The sequence below is a fragment of the Geodermatophilus sp. URMC 61 genome (assembly GCF_052931555.1).
The window spans coordinates 1,418,441-1,436,640 of record NZ_JBRFHZ010000002.1 but is presented as its reverse complement, the minus strand read 5'-3'; the positions used below and the strand labels follow the sequence as shown (position 1 = coordinate 1,436,640).

Here is an 18,200-nt window from a genome sequence, read left to right as displayed (position 1 = left end):
GATCTCCGCGATCGGCAGCGACTCGGTTTGAAGCGCTTCAAGACTTGCTGGTGACCTCCGCCACTGTCAACGGTTTGTCAGGTCAAAGTCCCCGCCGGGATCACGCGACCCCGCACGGGAACGGCCCTGGGGGCGCGCGAGATCGCGTGACCTCGCCGAGGAGGGTGGTCAGGCCGCTCCCGGAGGCGGTGGACCGGTCGTCCCCCGCACCACCAGCCGTGGCGGTACGACGACCTCGCGGCGCTCGGTGCGCCCCCCGTCGAGCCGCTCGACCACCGCGGCGACCGCGTACCGCATCAGCTGCTGCGACTCCTGGCTGACCGTGGTCAGGTCCACGTGCGCCAGCCGCGAGAGCGGGCTGTCGTCGTAGCCCACCACGGACACCTCGCCGGGGACGTCGACGCCACCGCGCAGCAGCGCGTCGAGCAGGCCGACGGCAGAGGCGTCGTTGTACGCGACGACCGCGGTCGGGGGTGCGTCGGCGGCGAACAGCGTCCGCGCCGCCCGCGCCCCGGACGCCTCGCCGGAGTCCCCTGCGACGACCTGCACCTGCGACCCGAACCGGTGCCGGCGCATCGCCCGCTCGTAGCCGCGCCGCCGGGCCGTGGCGATCGGTCCGCGACCACCGTCGACGTGGGTGATGCGCCGGTGCCCGAGGCCGGCCAGGTGCTCCACGGCCTGCGCCACACCCTCGTCGTCGGCAGCCCGGACGACGTCGACGCCGTCGGCCGACACCGGGCGTCCGACAGCGACCACCGGCAGCTGCCGGGCCAGCGCGCTCAGCCGGGCGGCGGGCGCGTCCGGCCCCAGCAGGACCAGGGCCTCGCACCGCGAGTCGAGCAACGTCTCCACTGCCCGTCCCTCGTCCCGGGTGCGGGTGACCGTGCTCAGGACCAGGTCGTACCCGTGCTCCTCGGCCGCGTCGTGGACGTCCTCGACGAGCTGGGCGTGGAAGGTGCTGCCGACGTCCATCAGGACGCCGATCAGCCGGCTCCGCCGACGGGCCAGCAGGCTGGCCGCGCGGTCGGGCCGGTACCCCAGCCGGGCCGCGGCGTCGAGCACGCGGTCGCGGGTGGCACTGCTCGGGCCCGGGGAGCCGCGCAGCACGAGCGACACCGTGGCCGGCGACACCCCCGCCTCACCCGCGACGTCCTGCAGCCGGGGACGACGCCCCGGCTCCTCGGCGCTCAGGACGACCGCCTCCTCCCTTGACACGACCGCGGCACCCTGCTGTCATCGGCGCCATCATTAAAGCGCTTTAAGGCCGCGTGGGCGACATCCTCGCGCAGCGTGCCACCTCGGCGGGACGGCGTCCGCCTCCGCCCTGCTCCAGCCACCGGAGGGTGACAGCCATGTCCCAGCAGCTCCTGTCCGTGGCGGTGATCGGCGCCGGCATGGCCGGCCGCAGCCACGCCGCCGGGTACCGCCAGGTGAACACCGTCTTCGGCGAGGGGCTGCCGCCGGTCCGGCTGGCCACGATCGCCGACGCCAACGAGCAGCTGGCCCGCGACGCGGCCCGCCGCTACGGGTTCGAGCGGGCGGTGACCGGCTGGGAGGAGGTCGTCGAGGACCCCTCCGTCGACGCGATCAGCATCGTCGTCGGCAACGCCCTGCACCGGCCGATCGCCGAGGCGGCCATCGCCGCCGGCAAGCACGTGCTGTGCGAGAAGCCGCTGGCCGGCTCGCTGGAGGACGCGCGGGCCATGGTCGCCGCTGAGCGGTCCGCCGACGTGGTGACCGCCGTCGGCTACACCTACCGCCGCTCCCCCGCCATCGCGGCGATCCGCGACCACGTGCGGAACGGCGAGCTGGGCGAGCTGACCCTGTTCGACGGCCGCTACTGGTGCGACTACGCCTGCGATCCGCGCAGCCCGCTGAGCTGGCGCTACCGGGGCGGACCGGGCAGCGGGGCGCTGGCCGACATCGGGGCGCACGTCATCGACGTCGCCCAGTTCCTGTGCGGGCCGGTCGTGTCGGTCTCCGGTGCCGCGCTGGCCACCCGGGTGACCAAGCGGCCGCTGCCGCTGGGCGCGGTGGTCGGCCACGGCGCCGCCCCGGTCTCCGACGAGATGGGCGAGGTGGAGAACGAGGACACGGCCGTGTTCTCGGCGCGCTTCGAGTCGGGCCTGTCCGCGTCGTTCTCGGTGTCCCGCACCGCCTTCGGCATGCCCAACGGGCTGGCCTTCGACGTCCACGGGCTGGACGGCCGCGCCTCCTTCGACTGGCACCGCCCCGCGGAGTACCTCTTCGACGACCGCCAGCCCGAGGCCCGCACCCGCGGCGCGCGGCAGGTGATCGTCGGCCCGCAGACGCCCTACTTCGCCGGGGGCTACCCGATGGAGGCCCCGGGCGTGGGCGGCGGCAACGCCGAGATGTTCGTCTACCAGTGCCGCGCCTTCCTCGACCAGATCGCCGGCACCCCGGACCCGCTGCCGCCGAACGCCACCTTCGCCGACGGGCTGCACACGATGCAGATCGTCCAGGCGGTCGTCGAGTCCGCGCAGTCCGACGGCGCCGCCGTCGGCATCCCCACCCACTGACCCGCCGACCGGGAGGCCGATCCCCGATGTCCCTCAAGCTGGGCGCCTACACCGCCTGCCTGCACGACCGCCCACTGTCCGAGGCCCTCGACGTGCTGCAGGCCGACGGCCTGACCTCCGTCGAGGTCAACACCGGCGGCTTCATCCCCTCGCCGCACTGCCACGTCGACCTGCTGCTGTCCTCCGAGCGGGCCCGGCGGGACTACCTGGAGACCTTCGCCGCCCGCGGGATGGAGCTGACGGGGCTCAACTGCAACGGCAACCCGCTCAACCCGCTGCCCGGCGTCGGCCCCAAGCACGCCGACGACCTGCGCCGCACCATCGAGCTCGCCGGGCTGCTGGGCGTCGAGAACGTCGTGACGATGTCGGGCACCCCCGGCTCCGACCCCGACGCCAGGTACCCGTCCTGGGTCGTCAACCCGTGGGACGGCGTGTACATGGACGTCCTGGACTACCAGTGGGGCGTGGCCGCCGAGTTCTGGACGGAGATCGACGCTCTCGCCCGCGCCAACGACGTCCGGATCGCCATCGAGATGCACCCGCACAATCTGGTGTTCTCCCCCGTCACGCTGCGCCGGCTGGTGGACACCGTCGGCGCGACCAACATCGGCGCCGAGATGGACCCGTCGCACCTGATGTGGCAGGGCATGGACGTCGTCGCCTGCATCCGCGACCTCGGCCCGCTGGTGTTCCACGCCGCCGCCAAGGACGCCATGATCACGCCGGGGGTCGGCATCCGGGGCGTGCTCGACACCTCCTTCGAGCGGGTGCCCGCCGACGCCCCGGGCAAGGTGCCCACCGGCTACGGCTCCTGGTGCACCGCCTGGCCGGAGGACCCGGCGTGGCGGTTCGTCGCCGTCGGCGTCGGCCACGACGTCGACTGGTGGACGGAGTTCCTGCGGGCCCTGGCCGAGGTCGACCCCGACATGGCGGTCAACATCGAGCACGAGGATGCCGCGTACGACCGCCTGGAGGGCCTGGCCCTCGCCGCCGAGAACCTCCGCGCCGCCGCCGAGAAGCTGTAGCGGCCGGTCACGCCCCGGTCCGGTGCGGCTGGTTCCGGACCCGCGGCCGGGGCGGCAGCCCGGCGAGCCGGTAGCAGCGGTCGACCAGCGTCATGGTCGCGACCGCGTCGTCCGGGCCGGTGGGCACCGGCGGGCCGCCCCGCAGCGCAGCCGTGAACGCCTCCAGCTGGTACGTGTACGACGTCCGGGTGCCGAGGTGCTCGGTCCTCGTCCCGGCCGGGGTGCGCACCAGCACGCGGTCGTCCCGGTGCGGCTCGACGAACGCCGGCGCCGTCGCCTCCCCGCGGGTGCCGACGATCCGCAGCGAGAAGTCCCGGTCCGGGTGCACCATGCTGCAGCGCACGGCGGCGGTGGCGCCGGACGGGAAGTGCAGGTCGGCGTGCAGCTCCTCGTCGACACCCGGGGCACCCGCGCGTTCCCCGGCGCGGGCGGTGTCCGGGACCGGTTCGCCGCCGGTCCACGGCGCCAGGCTGCGCAGGGCGTGCAGGCCGTAGCAGCCGAGGTCCATGAGCGCCCCGCCGGCCAGCTCGAGCGACCAGCGGGGATCCCCGTCCTCCGGCGCGGGCATGGCGATCGTCGCCTCGACGCGGACGACGTCCCCCAGCTCACCGGTGTCCACCAGGTCGAGGAGCCGGCGCATCACCGGGTGGTAGAGGTGGTGGAACCCCTCCATGACCGTGACGCCCGCGCGCCGTGCGGCGTCCCGGACGTCGGCGGCCTCCTCCGCGTTCGAGGCGAACGGCTTCTCTGACAGCACGTGCTTGCCGGCCGCGACGGCGGCCAGGTTCCACGGGCCGTGCAGCGCGTTCGGCAGCGGGTCGTAGACCACCTCCACCTCGGGGTCGGCGAGGACGTCCGCGTACGAGGGCAGCACGCGCTCAACGCCGTGGGTGCGGGCGAAGTCCTCGGCCCGGGCCCGGCTCCGGGCGGCGACCGCGACCAACCGGGCACCGGTGTCGCGCGCGGGGACGGCGATGGCCCGCTCGGCGATGCGCGCGGCGCCCAGGACCCCGATCCGCAGCGGCTCGACCCGGTCCGTCGTCACCGGTACAGCCCCGGCCGCTCGGGGAGCTCCACCGCCACCCGGCCGCCTGCGTGCAGTGAGCGCAGCGCCGCATCCGAGACCACCTGCGCGGCCAGGCCGTCCCAGGCGCTGGGTCCCTGGAACGGTCGCCCGCCGACGACGGTGTCGACCCACTCGCGCAGCTCGACGTCGTAGGAGAGCGCGAAGCGCTCCCGCCAGTCGGCGGGCACGAGACCGGCGACCGCGCCCTCGCGGCGGATGCGGACCGGAGCGGGGTCGGCCAGCTCCACCGTGCCGGTCTCGCCGGAGACCTCGCAGCGGATCTCGTAGCCGTAGTGGACGTTGACCGACACCTCGACGTCGGCGAGGACGCCGTCGGCCATCTCGAGGAGCAGCAGCAGCGGGTCCTGCAGCTCGCCACCGCGGCTGCTCTTGCGCGGGGTGAACACCTGGACAGCGGCGATCTCCTGGTCGAGCAGCCAGCGCAGCTCGTCGATCTCGTGGACGGCGGTGTCGGCGATGGACATGTCGCGGGTGTAGTGCGGGGGCACCGAGGCGTTGCGGTGCGCGCAGTGCACCAGCAGCGGGGCGCCGATGGCGCCGCCGTCCACCGCCCGCTTGAGGGCCCGGTGCGCGGGGTCGTAGCGGCGGTTGAAGCCGACCTGCACGAGCCGCCGGCCGGCGGCGACCTCCGCCGCCACGATCCGCCGGCAGGCCTCCTGCGTGGTGGCCAGCGGCTTCTCGCAGAACACCGGCTTGCCGGCGGCGATGGAGGCGAGCACGTACGGCTCGTGCGTCGGTCCCCAGGAGGTGACGACGACGGCGTCGACCGCGTCCGACGCGACCAGCTCCTCGCCGCTGGGCAGGGCCTTCGCGGCCGGCAGCTGCGCGGCCACGCCGGCGGCGCGCTCGGCGTCCGCGTCGGCCACCGCCACCACCCGGCTGCCCCCGGGGCCACCGTCCAGCCGGCGGACGTGCTCCTGGCCGATCATGCCGATCCCGATGACCCCGATGTCCAGCCCCACGACGTCCTCCTCGACTCGTCCGCGCCCCGCCCGGGGCTGCGCCGGGTCGAGGCTGTCCGCCGGAGCACGTCCGGTCAACGGCGAGGACCCCTCATCGACCCGTCACCGGGTTCCCGCGCAGCGAGGACCTCGACCGGGATGTTGTGCGGCGTCACCACCTGCACGCCGGAGTGCCAGGACCTCGGGGTGCCGGGCAACGCGCCGTGGGCCTGCATGACCACGTGGCAGGCGCGGCGCAGGTCCAGCGCGAGGTCGTGGTGCAGGACCGCGGACAGCCGTCCCTCCCGCAGCAGCGCGAGGTTCTCGGCGTCCAGGTCGTGGGCGACGAACGCGTGGCAGGCGCGCCCGGCGTCGGCGAACGCCGCGACCGTCGCGGCGTTGCCGCCGGCGGCGTACATCGAGTAGACGGCGGCGATGCCCGGGTCGGCGGCGAGGGCGTCCCGGACGAGCCCGCGCAGCACGTCGTCGTCGCCGGTCGCGTCGACCAGGTCGACCTGCCGCCGGCCCGGGCGCAGCGACCGGGTGGTCGCCCGGAAGCCCATCTCCCGGTCGTCCTCGCCGCGGAAGGAGCCGGTCCCCCGGGTGACGAGGACGGCGGCGTCGTCCGGCAGCCACTGGTCGAGCAGGTAGGCCGCGGTCGCCCCGGCCGCCCGGTTGTCCAGGCCGACGTAGGCGACCCGGCGGCTGGTCGGCAGGTCGGTGACCAGCGTGACCACGGGGATCCCGGCCTCGGCCAGGCGCTCGACCGCACCGACGACCAGCGGGTGGTCGGGGGCCTTGAGGACGACGCCCTGCGAGCCACGCCGGGCGATCCGGTCGAGCGTGGCCGCCAGCTCGGTCACGGGAGGGGCGTCGGCCAGGTGGAACCGCGCCCGGAACGTCGCCGGCCGGACCAGCGGCAACTGGGACTCCAGGGCCGCCCGGACCGCGGCGGAGAACCTGGCCGGCGCGTCGACCACCAGGTCGAGGAGGAACGTCCGCCCGGTGAGCCGCACCTGCGTGCGCTGCCGGTCCAGGTCGGCGATGGCACGGTGGACCTCCTGCACGGTGCTCTGCCGCACCCCGCCACGTCGGTTGAGGACCCGGTCGACGGTCGCCTCCGACAGGCCGGCCTGGCAGGCGATCTCGCGGATCGGGTAGGGGTGCGGCATGGCGCCAGTCTGAGGGGTCGGTGAGGTGCCGGTGAGGTTGACCGGGCACGCGACGGCTCGCGAGGCTGGCGAGATGACCACGGTTCCGGACGTCCCCCTGAACAACGGTGTCGCGATCCCCCAGCTCGGGCTGGGCACCGCACGGCTCCCCGACGAGGCGACCCGCCGGATCGTCGGCGAGGCCCTCGAGGTCGGCTACCGCTTCGTCGACACCGCGGCCAGCTACGAGAACGAGCGCGGGGTCGGGCAGGCCCTCGCCGACTCGGGTCTCCCGCGGGAGGAGGTGTTCGTCTCCACCAAGCTGCGCGGCCGGGAGCAGGGGTCCGACTCGGCGAAGCAGGCGCTGCGGTCGAGCCTGGACCGGCTCGGGCTCGACTTCGTCGACCTGTACCTCATCCACTGGCCGCTCCCCCGGCTCGACCGCTACGTCGAGTCCTGGCTGGCCATGGAGGAGCTCCTCGCCGAGGGGCTCACCCGCGCCGTCGGCGTGTCCAACTTCCTGCCCGAGCACCTCGACCGGCTCGCCGCCGCCTCCTCGACGGTGCCGGCGGTGAACCAGATCGAGTGCCACCCGCGGGACCCGCAGCTCGCGCAGCGCGCCGACGACGCCCGTCGCGGGATCGTCACCGAGTCCTGGTCACCGCTGGCCAACGGCGGGGAGCTGCTGCGGCAGCCGGTGCTCGCCGAGATCGGCCGGCGGCACGGCAGGACCCCCGCGCAGGTGGTCCTCCGCTGGCACGTGCAGCAGGGGCTGGTCACCTTCCCCAAGGCGTCGTCCCGCAGCCGGCTGGTGGAGAACCTCGACGTCTTCGACTTCGCGCTCACCGACGAGGACCTCGCCGGCATCGCCACGCTCGCCGACGGCACCCGCGTCAACGGGCAGTACCCGGACGTCTGGGAGGAGTTCTGAGGGCCGTCGGCCGGCAGCCTGGGGAGCATCGCAGCGAGGCGGGCGCCGGCGAGCGAGGAGCGGAGCGACCGCGGAGGTGCCCCGGGCAGGAGAGCGGGGAGCGGCCCGGGCGCGGAGGCCGGCCGACAGCAACGCCCGATGAGGGGTTCTTGAGGGATCGGCGGCCTTGTGGCCCCCGCACCGGACCGCCAGGCTCGACGGCACGCCCAGCCCGCACCGGAAGGACTCTCGTCATGACCGCACCGGACACCGCCCGCACCGCTCCCGGGTGGTTCACCGCGGACGACTGCCGCCTGGACGACTTCCGCGCCGTCGTCGAGACGACCACCGATCTGTCCGAGTACCCCTCCGCCGACGAGGTGCGGGAGGGCGTCCTGGTCTACGGCTCGCGGCTGCGCGATGCCGTCGCCACCCCCGAGGGGCGCCGGGACGTGCAGGCCGAGCTGGCCCGCGCGCTCACCGACGGGCCGGGGATCCTGGTCTTCGCCGGCGCCTTCGCGGACACCGCGGTGGTCGACCGGGCCACAGCGGTGTTCCACGCCATGATCGACGAGCAGAAGGCGGCCGGGATCGTCGGAGGCGACCACTTCGCCACGCCCGGAGCCAACGACCGGGTGTGGGGCGCGCTGGACAAGTTCGCCGTCCGGGACCCGGAGGCCTTCGCCGCCTACTACGCCAACGACCTGATCGCGCTGGTCTCGGAGGCGTGGCTGGGCCGCGGCTACCAGCTCACCAGCCAGATCAACGTGGTGAACCCCGGAGGCAAGGCCCAGGTCGCGCACCGCGACTACCACCTCGGCTTCATGTCCGAGGAACAGGCCCTGGCCTATCCGGCCCACGTGCACCGACTCTCCCCGGTCATGACCCTGCAGGGGGCCGTCGCCCACTGCGACATGCCGGTGGAGACCGGGCCCACGATGTACCTGCCGCACTCGCAGAAGTACGCCCCCGGGTACGTCGCCTTCCACCAGCCGGAGTTCACCGCCTACTTCGACGCCCACTTCGTCCAGCTGCCACTGCAGAAGGGCGACGCCGCCTTCTTCAACCCGGCCCTGTTCCACGGCGCCGGCACCAACCGGTCGGCCGACGTGCGCCGCATGGCCAACCTGCTGCAGGTCTCCTCGGCGTTCGGCCGGGCGATGGAGGCCGTCGACCGCACGGCGATGTGCCGGGCGCTCTACCCGGTGCTGCGCGCCGGGAGGGCGGCCGGCGGCGACGAGCGCACGCTGCGCAACGTCGTCGCCGCCTCGGCCGAGGGCTACGCGTTCCCAACCAACCTCGACCGCGACCAGCCGATCGGCGGCCTGGCCCCCGAGACGCAGGCCGAGCTGGTCTGGCGGGCGCTGCAGGAGGACCGGTCCCCCGAGGAGCTGGACGCCGAGCTGACCGCCCAGGCCGAGCGGCACGCCAGCGCCCCGTGACGGAGGACCACCCCTCCCCCGACGCCTCGCCGGCTCGGCGTGGGCGGCTGAGGGGCGGCCGTCCGGCGTCGGGGGACCCGGGGGCGCCGGTGCGGCCGTCCGGGCAGGATGACCCGGTGCCCGCAGCGCGCCACGACCCCAGCACCGACGTGCTGCTCGTCCGCCATGGCGAGGTCGTGCCCGCGCACCCCGACCACCCCCACCCCCGGCTCGAGGACGGACAGGGCGACCCACCGCTGTCGCCGCTCGGCCGCACGCAGGCGGAGGCGGTGGGACGGCGGCTGCGCGACGTCGGCGTCGACGCCGTCTACGTGTCGACGCTGCGCCGGACCGTCGAGACCGCGCAGCCGCTGCTCGACGCCACCGGCCTGCTGCCCCGGGTCGAGCCCGACCTGCGCGAGCTGCACCTCGGCGAGTGGGAGGACGGGCTGATCGTGCAGCGCCTGGCCCAGGGGGACACGGTGGCCGTGCGGGTCGTGGCCGAGCAGCGGTGGGACCTCATCCCCGGTGCGGAGCCGGCGGCGTCCCTGGCCGCCCGGGTCCGTGCCGCGCTGCAGGGGATCGCGACCGCGCACCCGGGCCAGCGGGTCGCCGTCTTCACGCACGGCGGGGTCATCGCCCAGGCCCTCGCCCTGGCCACGGGCGCGCCGCCGTTCCCCTTCCTCAGCGGTCGCAACGCCTCGCTGTCCCAGGTGGTCCTGGTCGGGGAGCGCTGGAGCGTCCGCCGGTTCAACGACACCGCGCACCTCGCCGACGACCTCTCCCGCGTCGGCGTCCCCCTCACCTGAGGGAGGACCCCGTCCGGCCCGCTCCTCGCAGGGCTCAGGGCGGGGACGGCGGGACCCTGCACGGACCAAGACGGCGCCCGCCGTCCCCGGACCACGTGGTCCGGGGACGGCGGGCGGGATGTGCCGGGGCGAGCGGCTAACGCTTCAGCTCGTGCGACAGCTCCGCGAGCTCCTGACCGCCGGCCATCTCGGTGGTGAGCTCCTCGAGCGAGACCTCGGAGCGCTTCTTGTCGAGCACCCGGCGGCCGAGCTTGAGGATGATGAAGTGGTCGCCCACCAGATAGGCGTGGTGCGGGTTGTGGGTGATGAAGACGACCCCCAGACCCGCGTCCCGGGCGGCGGCGGTGTACTTCAGCACCACGCCGGACTGCTTGACACCCAGCGCCGCCGTCGGCTCGTCGAGGATCAGCACCCGCGCGCCGAAGTACACCGCCCGGGCGATGGCGACGCACTGCCGCTGCCCGCCGGACAGCGTGCCGATCGGCTGGTTGATGTCCTTGACGACGATGCCCATCTTCTGCAGCTCGGCGTCGGCGATCTCCCGCATCGCCTTGATGTCCAGCGGCGCCATCGGGTACTTCCCCTTGCGGATCTCCGACCCCAGGAAGAAGTTGCGCCAGACCTCCATGAGGCCCACCACCGCGAGGTCCTGGTACACGGTGGCGATCCCGGCGTCGAGCGACTCGCGCGGGGAGGAGAACTTGCGCTCCTGGCCGTCGACCCGGAGCGTGCCCTCGGTGTGCCCGTGCAGCCCCGAGATGATCTTGATGAGGGTGGACTTGCCGGCGCCGTTGTCCCCCAGGACGCAGGCCACCTCCCCCGCGTTCACCGTCAGGTTGATGCCCTCGAGCGCCCGGATGGCACCGTAGCTCTTGCCGACGCCCTCCATCTCGACCAGGGGCGCTCCCTTGGCCAGGTCCCGCGCGGCGTGCTCGGCGATGGTGTCGGTCACGTCATCTCCTCTGGGCGGCGTAGTTCTTGATGTACAGGTTGACGAGCACGGCAAGCAGCAACATCACGCCCAGGAAGGCGCGGAACCAGTTGGGGTCCCAGCCGGCGTAGACGATCCCCTGGGTGGTCATGCCGAAGATGAACGCGCCGAGCGCGGAGCCCACGGCCGAGCCGTAGCCACCGGTCAGCAGGGCGCCGCCGACGACCGCGGCGATGATGTAGATGAACTCGTTGCCGACGCCGAGGCCGGCCTGCACGGTGCTGAAGTTGAACAGCAGGTGCATGCCCAGGAACCAGGCGAGGAACGACACGCCCATGAACAGGCCGATCTTGGTGGCGCGGACGGGCACACCGACCGCGCGGGCGCTGGCCTGGTTGCCGCCGACCGCGGTGATCCAGTTGCCGGTGCGGGTACGCAGCAGCAGCCAGGTGCCGACGGCCACGAACAGCAGCCACCACAGCACGGTGACCTTCAGCGTGATGAAGCCGAGGTCGATGTCGCTGGCGAAGACCGCCTTCGCGGACGCGAACCCGTCGAGGGCGCTCGTGTTCGGCGTGGCGACCGTGCCGGTGACCAGCTTGGTGACGCCCAGGTTGATGCCCTGGAGGATGAAGAAGGTGGACAACGTGATGAGGAAGCTCGGGATCCCGGTCCGCATCACGAGGTAGCCGTTGACGAAGCCGATCACCAGCGCGATGAGCAGGCTCACGACGACGCCGACCCACATGTTGAGGCTGAACTGGTAGCAGATCATCGCCGACGCCAGCGCCGTCGTGGTCACCGCGACACCGGCGGACAGGTCGAACTCGCCACCGATCATCAGCAGCGCCACGCCGACCGCGACGATGCCGATGGTCGAGGAGGCGTACAGGACCGTTGCGAGCGCCGGGAGGGTCCGGAACGGCTCCGCGACGGCGTAGAAGAAGGCGAAGATGACGATCGCCGCGGCCAGCGCACCGATCTCGGGACGGCCGAGGACGCGGGAGACGAGGGATCGCTGGGCGCGGCCCGCGGGTGCGGCCGGGGGTGCGGTGGACGGCTTCGCCGCCACGGATGAGCTCATGGCCTGCTCCAGGGTCGGGAGGACGGGGCGGGGGGAGCCGGGCCGTCCGGCTCCCCCCGAGTGGGTTATCGGGTGTTGTTCCGCGCGTACTCGACGATCGTGTCGATGTTGGACTCATCGACCAGGGACGGGCCGGTGAGCACCGGGCCCCCGCCGCCGATGTCGTTGCCGTTGGTGAGGTTGAGCCACAGCGAGGTCACGGCCATGTAGCCCTGGACGTAGGGCTGCTGGTCGACGGAGAACAGGATGCCGCCGTCCTGGATCTGCTGGGCCACGTCGGCGTTGAGGTCGAAGGTCGCGATGTTGGCCTGGCTTCCCGAGTCGGCCTTGGCCTGCCCGGCGGCCAGCGCGATGTCGGCGCCGAGGGCCACCACGTTGGCGATCGAGGGGTCCTCCTGCAGCTTGGCGCCGATGGTCTGCTGCACCGCAGGCAGGTCGCGGCCGTTGACGTAGAGCACCTCGGTGTCGGGCTGGGTCTTCGCCACGCCGGCGCAGCGGGCCTCGAGCTGGACCTGGCCCTGCTCCTGGATGACGCACACGGTGTGGCCGGGGCTCTCCGCGGCGAGCTTCGTGCCGACGGTCTGCCCGGCCAGGTCCTCGTCCGAGCCGAAGTACATCGTGACGCCGTAGTTCCGGTAGTCGTTGATGCCGGCGTTGAACGCGACCGTCGGGATCCCGGCGTCGACCGCCTTCTGCACGTTCGGGCCCACGGCGTCGGGGGTGGGCAGCGTGGTCGCCAGCCCGTCCACGCCCTGGTCGATGGCGTTCTGCAGGAGCGTCGACTGCTCGCCGGCGTCCTGGTTGTTGGAGTAGTTCAGCGTGATGTTGTGGTTCGCAGCAGCCGCCTCGGCGCCGGCGCGGATCTTGTCCCAGAACGTGTCACCGGGGGCCTCGTGCGTGACCATCGCGATGGTGTAACTCTCGCCTTCCGCAGCAGCTCCACCGCCCTCGTTCTGCGCCCCGCCCTGGCTGCTGCACGCCGCCAGCGCCACGGTCGCTGCGCTGACCGCCACCGCCGCCTGCAGCGACCTCCGGGTGTTCCTCATGCGCGTCTCCTCGTCGGGATGGCCACCCTCCTGGCGGCCGCTGACCTGCCCAGCTCCCGGACGCCGCCCCCCGCGATGAGGTCCGTTTGTCTGGACATAGTGACATGTGGAATGTGACATGGCCCACCAGACGCGTCAAGGGTCCTCTGCGGAAGCGATCACGCCCAGCCCCCACGGCATGGGGCCGGGTCCGCTCAGACCGCCGGGACCTCGACCCGGGTGCCGCTCGCCGAGGAGGCGACGAGGGCGTCGAGGGTGACCGCGGCGCGGACGGCGTCGGAGAGGTCGACGCCCACCGGCCGGCCGGCTCCGATCGAGGCGAGCAGGTCGCGCAGCTCGACCACCTTGAGGTCGTCGTAGCCCATCGCGATCCCGGCGCCGGGTTGAAAGGCGGCATACTCCCCGGCCCCCGGCCCGACCAGCACGGTGGACACCGGCTGGTCCTGCGCCGCAGGTCCGCGGCTGAGCTGGAGCTCGCCCATCCGGCGGAAGTCCCAGGCCAGGCGGCCCGTCGTCCCGTGGACCTCGAAGCCGTAGGCGTTCTGCTCCCCCACCGCCACCCGGCTGGCCTCGAGCACCACCCGGGCCCCCGTCGACAGGCGGAGCAGCGCGGCCACGTGGTCGTCGTTCTCCACCGGCCCGGGCACGCCGCCGGCCGCGACGGCGTGCCCGGACGTCGCGCCGGTCGGGCGCGGTCGTTCGGGCACGAAGACCGTGGTGTCGGCGAGCACGGAGGTGATCTCGCCGTGCAGCACGTGCCGGACGAGGTCGACGGCGTGCGAGGCGAGGTCGCCCAGGACGCCGCTGCCGCCCCGCGCCCGCTCGTACCGCCAGGTCAGGGCGCCCTCGGGGGCGGCGGCGTAGTCGCTGAGGAAGGAAAACCGGGCGTGCGTGACCCGGCCGATCGTGCCCTCGTCGACCAGCCGGCGGGCCAGGGCCACCGCGGGCGCGTGCCGGTAGTTGAACCCCACGGCGCCCTGCACGCCGGCCGCGGCGACGGCGCCGGCCACCGCGCGCGCGTCGTCCGCGGTCAGGCCCACGGGCTTCTCGATCCACAGGTGCCGGCCGGCCTCCGCGACGGCGACGCCCAGCTCGCGGTGCAGCCAGTTCGGCGCGGTCACCGAGACGAGCTCGACGCGCGGATCGGCGAGCAGCTCGCGCCAGTCCGCCGTCGCGGAGGCGAACCCGAACTGCGCGGCGGCCGCCTCGGCCCGGCCGGGGACGTCGTCGGCGACCGCGACGAGCTCCGGGACCAGGCCCAGGTCCGGGAAGTGGTGCCGCAGCCGCGCGTGGGCCTGGGCGTGCACCCGCCCCATCCACCCGAAGCCGATGACCCCCACGCCGATCGTCCCCATGAACGCCCCCTCCGCGGCCGGTCGAGGGCGCGAGCGTAGGGCCGCGGGGACCGGCAGGGCGGGGACGGACGCCCGGGCGGCCGTCAGCGCTGGGCCGGGGTCAGGTCAGGGGCCGCACGGTCAGGAGCTGCTCGGCCCGCCCCACCGGGCCGGTGAGGTCGTGCAGCACGGTCGTGGTGAGGCCGGAACCGTCCGGACCGAAGACCACGGTGGTGTCCAGGCCCACCCAGCGGCCCGCGGGCTGCCGGTGCAGGTGGACCGTCAGGTCGATGTTGGGGAACATCCACTGCCTCGGCGAGCGGCGCACCGCGATGCCGTTGGCGGTGTCGACCAGGCCGACGAACCGGGCCAGCTCGCCGACCGGCTCGTCCGCGACCAGGGCGACCGGGGTGGCGAGCCACACGGTGGCCCGTCCCGGCTCGGGAGGGCGCAGCGGGCGCACGTCGAGCGAGGCGATGTAGCCGCCGGGCCACACCGCCGAGAGGGGCGACGACGGCAGCCCGTCCGGCGGGGGCAGGGGGTCGGGGGCGCCGCCGGCCACCGCCGCGGTGTCGTGCCGCGCCAGCCGCCACGCGCGGGCGCGCAGGACGGCCCGCCCGCCGGAGACGGCGACGGCCTCGAGCAGCTCGACGGTCCGCCCGGGGCGCACGACCTCCACGGAGACGTCGACCTCGTCGATCGGGACGACGCCGAGGATGTCGAACGTGATGCGGCCGGTGACCAGCCCGTCCGGAGCCGCACCGACGACCACGGCGCGCTCCGCGACGAACCGGTCGACCGCGTGCACGAGCAGCCCGTTGAGCGGGCTGATGTGCTGCTCGGTGACCGACCACGCGCCACCGGTGTGCTCGGTGGCCCGGAACCGGCCGGACCCGAGGCGCTCGAAGTAGGCCGGCGGCGCTGCGGTCGGGGCGGGGTCGGGCATGGTCGGCTTCCGGGGAGCAGGGTGGCGGGGCCACGCGGACGGCGGTGTCCCGAGCATGCCAACGCCGGACGCGGACCGGGCACCGTGGGGCGGCTCACCGGTTGATCAACGCAACGATCTGGGACCCTGGAGGCCATGACGGTCGCCCGGTCCCCTCGCGCCCTCGTCCCGGTGCTGGTCTTCGTCGGGACCGTCGTCGCCGTCATCAGCAGCCTGGGTGCGCCGCTGGTACCGGCGATCGCCGAGACCATGCGGACGACGCTGCCGGGCGCGCAGTGGTCGCTGACCGCCACCCTGCTCGTCGGCGCAGTGGCCACGCCGGTCGTCGGGCGGCTCGGCGACGGTCCGCACCGGCGCGGGGTCGTCCTCGCCGTCCTCGCGGTCGTGACGCTCGGCGGGATGCTGGCCGCCCTGCCGCTGGGGCTGGGCTGGCTGATCGCCGGCCGCGCGCTGCAGGGCGTCGGGCTCGGGCTCACGCCGCTGGCCATGGCCACTGCCCGCGAGGCGCTCGAGGGGGAACGCTCGCGGTCCACCATCGCCGTGCTGTCGGTGACGGTGGTCTCCGGTGTCGGGCTGGGCTACCCCCTGGCGGGCCTGGTCGCCGAGCTCGGCGGGGTGCACGCCGCGTTCTGGGCCGGCGCCGCCGTCAGCCTCGCGGCGCTGCTCGCCTGTGCGGTGGTCCTGCCGCCGTCGACGGCGGCCCCGCGGGGGCGGCTGGACGTCGTCGGCGCGCTGCTCCTGGGGGCCGGGGTGGCCGGGCTGCTGTTCGCCCTCGGCCAGGTCGAGGTGTGGGGGTGGACGTCGCCGCTGCTGTGGGCGCTCGCCGCCGCCTCGGCGGTCGCGCTGCTGGCCTGGGTCGGCTGGGAACGCCGGACGGCCTGGCCCCTGGTCGACCTGCGCCTCGCCCGCGGACGCCTGGCGCTCACCGCCCACTCGGCGGCCCTGCTGGTCGGGCTGTCCAACTACCTCCTGCTGACCGCCGTGCCCGTCCTCGCGCAGGCGCCGCCGTCCGACGGCGCGGGGTTCGGCACCTCCATCGTCGTCGCCGGGCTGACGCTGCTGCCGTTCTCGGCGGCGAGCGTGCTGGGCGGGCGGCTCGCCCGGCTCCTGGCCGACCGCGCGGGCCGGCACGTCGTCCTCCCGGTCGCGGCGAGCGTGCAGGGCGCCGCGTTCGTCCTGTTCGCCCTCGCCCGCTCGGACCTCTGGCAGCTCTTCCTCGTCATGGCCGTCGCCGGCCTCGGGGTCGGGGCCTCGTTCGCGGCGTTCCCCGCGCTCGTCGTCTCCGCCGTCCCGCCCTCGGAGACCGGGAGCGCGATGAGCCTCAACCAGGTGCTGCGGTACGTGGGCTTCGCGCTCGGCAGCGCCCTCACCGCCACCCTGCTCGCCGCGGCCACGCCCTCCGGTGCGGCCGCACCCGCGGCCGGCGGCTACACGACCCTCGCGCTCGTCGGCGTCGCCGTGTGCGCGACGACGGCGGCCGTCGCCTGGCTGGGACTCGGGTGGGGGCGGCGCTCCTCCCCCGGCCGGCCCGCGGAGGCCGCGACCCCGAGCGGGCAGCTCTCGGGGCGGTAGCCGGGCCGGTCAAGCCGTGCACCGCCCCGGCGCCGGCGAACAGGGCCGCCCCGACGGGCCGCTCCGCGGCGGTGGGCCCACCGCCCGCCGCCTACCTCGCGGGTAATCGACCGGCGGCTGCACCAGCGGGAGCGTGTCGGGCATGACCACCACCACGGTTCGCCCCGTCCCCTCCCTGCTGCGGCTCGCGCTGCGCCTGGACGCCGTCGTCACCGCGGCGAACGGCGCCGCCTACCTGCTCGCCGCGCCGCTGCTCGGCGACCTGCTCGGCCTGTCCGCCGGGTGGCTGCGCGGTGCCGGCGTCTTCCTGCTGCTCTTCGGCACCGTCGTCGGGGCGGTCGCCGCCCGGCCCGCGCCGACCGCCGTCCGCACCGTCGTGGCGGCCAACGTGCTGTGGGCGGTCGGCAGCGTCGCCGTCGCGGCGACCGGCGTGGGCGGCCCCACCGCCGTCGGCGCGGCGTGGACCGTGCTGCAGGCCGTCGTCGTCGCCGCCTTCGCCGGGCTCCAGGCCGCCGGCCTGCGGCGGTCCTGAGCCCGGGCCCGGGGCGACCGGACCGGCTACGGCCGCGACCCGGCCGCCCCGGCCGCGGCGCGGTCGTCGTCGGCGCTCGTGTCGGGGAAGTGGTGCGGCCCAGCAGGAAGTCCTCGGCGGTGGCGAACCACTCGACCGACTGGGCACCCGTGGCGTCGTCCCAGTACGGCGGCTGCCACCCACCGCGGCCGAACCCGCCCGAGCGGTCCTCGTCGGGTCGCCCGGACGCCTGCACGACGCCGTCCAGGGTCACGAACTCGGTGACGACCAGCTTCCGCACGGCTCCTCCTCGGTCCGGGCGGCCGCTCGCCGGCCGCCTGCACCGGCAGACCGCCGGGGCCGGCTGTCTTCATAGGGCCGCAGTTGGGCATAACGGCAATGGAGGTCGGCTCCGGGCGCGTGCGGGCGTCCGTGGCGGCGGGTCGTGCGACGGTGTGCTGCCACACCCCGACGTCGGGCCAGGAGGACGACCGACATGACCGCACCGGACCGCGAGGAGTCGCTGCGCGCGCTGTACCGGGCCTTCAACGCACGCGACATCGACACGGTGCTGGCCGCCATGACCCCGGACGTCGACTGGCCCAACGGCTGGGAGGGTGGCCGGGTCGTCGGGCACGACGCCGTCCGCCGCTATTGGGAGCGGCAGTGGGCCGAGATCCGCCCCAGGGTCGAGCCGACCGGCATCCGCGAGCGCCCCGACGGCACGGTGGAGGTCGCCGTCCACCAGGTGGTCCGCGACCGCGGTGGCGCCCTGCTCGCGGTCGGCGACGTCCGCCACGTCTACGCCTTCACGGGCGGCCTCGTGCAGCGGATGGACGTCGAGCAGTAGCGGCGGCCCCAGGGACGGCGGAGGCGGCGCCCCCACGTCGGG

17 protein-coding genes are annotated in these 18,200 nt (G+C 74.6%); 8 read left to right on the top strand and 9 right to left on the bottom strand.

Translation table 11 applies throughout. The features are described from left to right. Nucleotides 1–168: 168 nt before the first annotated feature. Nucleotides 169–1,215, bottom strand: a complete 1,047-nt coding sequence (locus ACU610_RS06680; RefSeq protein WP_446766927.1) for a LacI family DNA-binding transcriptional regulator — start codon at nucleotides 1,213–1,215, stop codon at nucleotides 169–171. A 137-nt stretch (nucleotides 1,216–1,352) separates the two neighbouring features. Between ACU610_RS06680 and ACU610_RS06675 the strand changes: the two genes are divergently transcribed. Both ACU610_RS06675 and ACU610_RS06670 read left to right on the top strand, forming a co-directional pair. Next, nucleotides 1,353–2,540 (top strand): Gfo/Idh/MocA family protein, encoded by a 1,188-nt coding sequence (locus tag ACU610_RS06675; protein WP_446766926.1) that lies wholly within the window; start codon nucleotides 1,353–1,355, stop codon nucleotides 2,538–2,540. 26 nt (nucleotides 2,541–2,566) lie between these two features. Next, nucleotides 2,567–3,565 carry a sugar phosphate isomerase/epimerase family protein gene (locus ACU610_RS06670; protein WP_446766925.1) on the top strand — a complete coding sequence of 333 codons (999 nt, stop codon included), beginning with the start codon at nucleotides 2,567–2,569 and terminating at the stop codon, nucleotides 3,563–3,565. 7 nt (nucleotides 3,566–3,572) lie between these two features. On the opposite strand, the gene ACU610_RS06665 is transcribed toward ACU610_RS06670, so the two are convergent. The 3 genes from ACU610_RS06665 to ACU610_RS06655 all read right to left on the bottom strand — a co-directional run bounded on the left by ACU610_RS06665 (nucleotide 3,573) and on the right by ACU610_RS06655 (nucleotide 6,765). After that, the gene (locus tag ACU610_RS06665; protein WP_446766924.1) at nucleotides 3,573–4,610 is read right to left on the bottom strand and encodes a Gfo/Idh/MocA family protein; all 1,038 of its coding nucleotides are present in this window, start codon (nucleotides 4,608–4,610) and stop codon (nucleotides 3,573–3,575) included. After that, complete coding sequence (locus ACU610_RS06660) at nucleotides 4,607–5,614, bottom strand: Gfo/Idh/MocA family oxidoreductase (protein ID WP_446766923.1); 1,008 nt, start codon at nucleotides 5,612–5,614, stop codon at nucleotides 4,607–4,609. The genes ACU610_RS06665 and ACU610_RS06660 overlap by 4 nt, the downstream gene beginning before the upstream one ends. 74 nt (nucleotides 5,615–5,688) lie before the next feature. After that, nucleotides 5,689–6,765: a LacI family DNA-binding transcriptional regulator gene (locus ACU610_RS06655; RefSeq protein ID WP_446766922.1), complete on the bottom strand. Its 1,077-nt coding sequence runs from the start codon at nucleotides 6,763–6,765 to the stop codon at nucleotides 5,689–5,691. Nucleotides 6,766–6,838: 73 nt separating this feature from the next. Here ACU610_RS06655 and ACU610_RS06650 point away from each other — a divergent pair, with 73 nt between their 5' ends. The 3 genes from ACU610_RS06650 to ACU610_RS06640 all read left to right on the top strand — a co-directional run bounded on the left by ACU610_RS06650 (nucleotide 6,839) and on the right by ACU610_RS06640 (nucleotide 9,884). Beyond that, nucleotides 6,839–7,675, top strand: a complete 837-nt coding sequence (locus tag ACU610_RS06650; protein ID WP_446766921.1) for an aldo/keto reductase — start codon at nucleotides 6,839–6,841, stop codon at nucleotides 7,673–7,675. 233 nt (nucleotides 7,676–7,908) lie between these two features. Further along, complete coding sequence (locus ACU610_RS06645) at nucleotides 7,909–9,096, top strand: phytanoyl-CoA dioxygenase family protein (RefSeq protein ID WP_446766920.1); 1,188 nt, start codon at nucleotides 7,909–7,911, stop codon at nucleotides 9,094–9,096. Nucleotides 9,097–9,212: 116 nt separating this feature from the next. Continuing rightward, nucleotides 9,213–9,884 (top strand): histidine phosphatase family protein, encoded by a 672-nt coding sequence (locus tag ACU610_RS06640; RefSeq protein ID WP_446766919.1) that lies wholly within the window; start codon nucleotides 9,213–9,215, stop codon nucleotides 9,882–9,884. Nucleotides 9,885–10,020: 136 nt separating this feature from the next. Here the strand turns inward: ACU610_RS06640 and ACU610_RS06635 are convergent, their stop codons facing one another. The 5 genes from ACU610_RS06635 to ACU610_RS06615 form a co-directional block, all read right to left on the bottom strand. Continuing rightward, nucleotides 10,021–10,836 (bottom strand): ATP-binding cassette domain-containing protein, encoded by an 816-nt coding sequence (locus ACU610_RS06635; protein WP_446766918.1) that lies wholly within the window; start codon nucleotides 10,834–10,836, stop codon nucleotides 10,021–10,023. A 1-nt stretch (nucleotide 10,837) separates the two neighbouring features. Continuing rightward, a complete protein-coding gene (locus tag ACU610_RS06630) occupies nucleotides 10,838–11,899 on the bottom strand; it encodes an ABC transporter permease (RefSeq protein ID WP_446766917.1) in 1,062 nt (353 codons plus the stop codon). A gap of 65 nt (nucleotides 11,900–11,964) precedes the next feature. After that, nucleotides 11,965–12,945, bottom strand: a complete 981-nt coding sequence (locus ACU610_RS06625; RefSeq protein WP_446766916.1) for a substrate-binding domain-containing protein — start codon at nucleotides 12,943–12,945, stop codon at nucleotides 11,965–11,967. Between the two features lie 194 nt (nucleotides 12,946–13,139). After that, the gene (locus tag ACU610_RS06620; RefSeq protein WP_446766915.1) at nucleotides 13,140–14,300 is read right to left on the bottom strand and encodes a Gfo/Idh/MocA family protein; all 1,161 of its coding nucleotides are present in this window, start codon (nucleotides 14,298–14,300) and stop codon (nucleotides 13,140–13,142) included. Between the two features lie 100 nt (nucleotides 14,301–14,400). Further along, on the bottom strand, nucleotides 14,401–15,225 hold the full coding sequence (locus tag ACU610_RS06615) for an acyl-CoA thioesterase domain-containing protein (protein WP_446766914.1): 825 nt from the start codon (nucleotides 15,223–15,225) through the stop codon (nucleotides 14,401–14,403). A 135-nt stretch (nucleotides 15,226–15,360) separates the two neighbouring features. Between ACU610_RS06615 and ACU610_RS06610 the strand changes: the two genes are divergently transcribed. The 3 genes from ACU610_RS06610 (at nucleotide 15,361) to ACU610_RS06600 (ending at nucleotide 18,158) form a co-directional block, all read left to right on the top strand. Further along, nucleotides 15,361–16,797 (top strand): MFS transporter, encoded by a 1,437-nt coding sequence (locus ACU610_RS06610; RefSeq protein WP_446766913.1) that lies wholly within the window; start codon nucleotides 15,361–15,363, stop codon nucleotides 16,795–16,797. Between the two features lie 142 nt (nucleotides 16,798–16,939). Beyond that, nucleotides 16,940–17,329 (top strand): hypothetical protein, encoded by a 390-nt coding sequence (locus ACU610_RS06605; RefSeq protein WP_446766912.1) that lies wholly within the window; start codon nucleotides 16,940–16,942, stop codon nucleotides 17,327–17,329. A 475-nt stretch (nucleotides 17,330–17,804) separates the two neighbouring features. Further along, nucleotides 17,805–18,158: a nuclear transport factor 2 family protein gene (locus ACU610_RS06600; RefSeq protein WP_446766911.1), complete on the top strand. Its 354-nt coding sequence runs from the start codon at nucleotides 17,805–17,807 to the stop codon at nucleotides 18,156–18,158. Nucleotides 18,159–18,200 lie beyond the last annotated feature (42 nt).